Annotated in this window: 3 protein-coding genes; 1 reads left to right on the top strand and 2 read right to left on the bottom strand. The window is 61.7% G+C overall.

Annotation, left to right across the window (positions count from 1 at the left end; translation table 11 throughout):
* Window positions 1-120 precede the first annotated feature (120 nt).
* Together A3764_RS20355 and A3764_RS20350 are read right to left on the bottom strand one after the other, a co-directional pair.
* Window positions 121-852 (bottom strand): energy-coupling factor ABC transporter ATP-binding protein, encoded by a 732-nt coding sequence (locus A3764_RS20355; protein WP_067919747.1) that lies wholly within the window; start codon window positions 850-852, stop codon window positions 121-123.
* Between the two features lie 64 nt (window positions 853-916).
* The gene (locus A3764_RS20350; protein WP_067919748.1) at window positions 917-1,615 is read right to left on the bottom strand and encodes a COQ9 family protein; all 699 of its coding nucleotides are present in this window, start codon (window positions 1,613-1,615) and stop codon (window positions 917-919) included.
* A 111-nt stretch (window positions 1,616-1,726) separates the two neighbouring features.
* Here A3764_RS20350 and rpsU point away from each other — a divergent pair, with 111 nt between their 5' ends.
* Entirely contained in the window at window positions 1,727-1,933 is a 207-nt protein-coding gene (gene rpsU / locus A3764_RS20345; protein WP_007118112.1) for a 30S ribosomal protein S21, read from the top strand.
* Window positions 1,934-2,043 lie beyond the last annotated feature (110 nt).

Below are 2,043 nucleotides of genomic sequence, written 5' to 3'. Positions count from 1 at the left end.
AATGCTGTTGCAGCGAGAAATGCCAGATGTGCCAACAACCCTTCCACAGCGAAAAGGATGATCGTCACGATACATAGCGCCGCGAGCTTCAGTCCGGCGGGCCAGTGATGTGCAGGTGTCTCAACCGGCGAGGTCAGTGCGATCATCACGCGCCCCCTGCTCATGCATCCGCGCTTCGAAGACCGGAAGCACGGAGGCGGGCGGCCCGTCCTCCTCGATCCGTCCGTTCTCGATCCACAGGACGCGGTCATGATCAGCGACCATGCGCGGATCGTGGGTGATCTGGATGACCGTGCAATCGATGGCCGCGAGCCGGCGCTCCAGTTGCAGGGCGGTGGGGATATCGAGCCCGGAAAAAGGTTCATCCAGGATGATCACCTGCGGAGCCATCGCCAAAACCGCCATGAGGCACACAAGCTGCCGCTGCCCCTGAGACATCGTATGTACGGTTGCTTCCGCCCAGTGGGACCGGTCGAACCGCGCCAACACGTCCGCGACCCGGGCATCGACCTCCTCCTCCGGCAAGCGCATCTGCAAGAGGCCAAAGCGCAGTTCCTCGGCGACCGTGGGAAAGATGATCTGGTGATCCGGGTTCTGGAAGAGTATTCCCACAAGCGCGAGCGCGGCCTTCCGGTCCGCCACGACATCGGCGCCGGCGATCCGGACCGTCCCGCTATCGGGGGCCACCAGCCCCGCCATTACGCGTGCCAGCGTCGTCTTGCCCGATCCGTTGCGTCCGACGATCCCGATCCGTCGTTCGGATGCGGCGAAATCGATGTCGGACAGGACGTTTGCTCCGCCCGGTGCGTAGCTCACCTGCCTGAGGGCGATCAGTGGCGCTTCGTCGGACATGACCTTCTATCTTCGATGGGAACCTCCGGCGGACCTACCACCAGTTCCACCGGGGGGAAAGCCGTCAGCGGCGCGGTGCGGTCCAGCTGCCGGGAAAGTTCATCCGGGGCATCCGCGCGGGCGCCTTCACATGGCTCAGTAGCCAATTGGGCCCGGCCATCAGCCGGCTGAGCGTCGGGCTTTCGCGAACCTGCGCCTTCAGCTTCTCGATCTGCATCACGTCATCGATCCGCCGGTCCAGAAAGGCCCAGGTGGCGGCGTTGCCCTCACTGGTATCTCCGAGCCAATAGAGGACCGTTGCGGAATAGACGCCGCTGAGTGTTGCGCGTTTGGTGTACCAGTTGACGTCTTCGGAGGTATCGCCCAGCGCGTCCCAGATCGCGTCGGCGGTGCCCCATATCAGCTTGGCCCCGTCTGGCGCATATTGCGGCAGCGCAAAAAGCGAGCTGCCCCGCCGCACCGCTTCCTTGTCGTCAATCGCTTCGATGCGAAAACGTACCGCTGCCGCGATGCGGTCGCGAAACCGCATATCGGTCATGGGCGCGGCTTTCAGGCGTTCCAGCATCAGTTCATCGCCCCGTTTGTGATAGGCGACCGCCAAATCGACACCGCCCCGGGGGCAACTGGCCCGCGCCACGGTGGGGGAAACATCCGAATCGCGAATGGCCGCCTCAAAGGTCTTTTCGGTCCATCCGTCGAAGGCTACATGCGGCAGTGCCGCGTCCAGAAGTCTGGATTTCGGGTCAGGAAGGGGGTCAGTCATGGAACGCTCCTTTTCGCCGGGCTGAAGGGTGGACAATTTGCCTTTCGGTTGATATAGGGCGGTTTCCTGCAAATCCTTGCAACTTTATCCTAGAAAGGTGGTGACAACCACATGCAGGTTAGTGTTCGCGACAACAACGTCGATCAGGCCCTCCGGGCTCTGAAGAAGAAGCTTCAGCGCGAAGGCGTTTTCCGTGAAATGAAGCTCAAGCAGCATTTCGAAAAGCCGTCCGAGAAAAAGGCGCGCGAGAAAGCCGAAGCGATCCGCCGTGCCCGCAAGCTGGCACGCAAAAAAGCGCAACGCGAAGGTATGATGTAAATCATCCGAAGCGTAATGCCGAAAATTCGACCCTCGTGGCCCCTGGCCCCGAGGGTCTTTGCTTTTCAGCCCTTCGAAACCCAGGCCTTTGCATCGTCAAAGGCGTCGGC

It is taken from the genome of Sulfitobacter sp. HI0129 (genome assembly GCF_001635395.1).
GTDB lineage: Bacteria > Pseudomonadota > Alphaproteobacteria > Rhodobacterales > Rhodobacteraceae > Sulfitobacter.
This window is presented reverse-complemented; position numbering and strand designations above follow the sequence as displayed.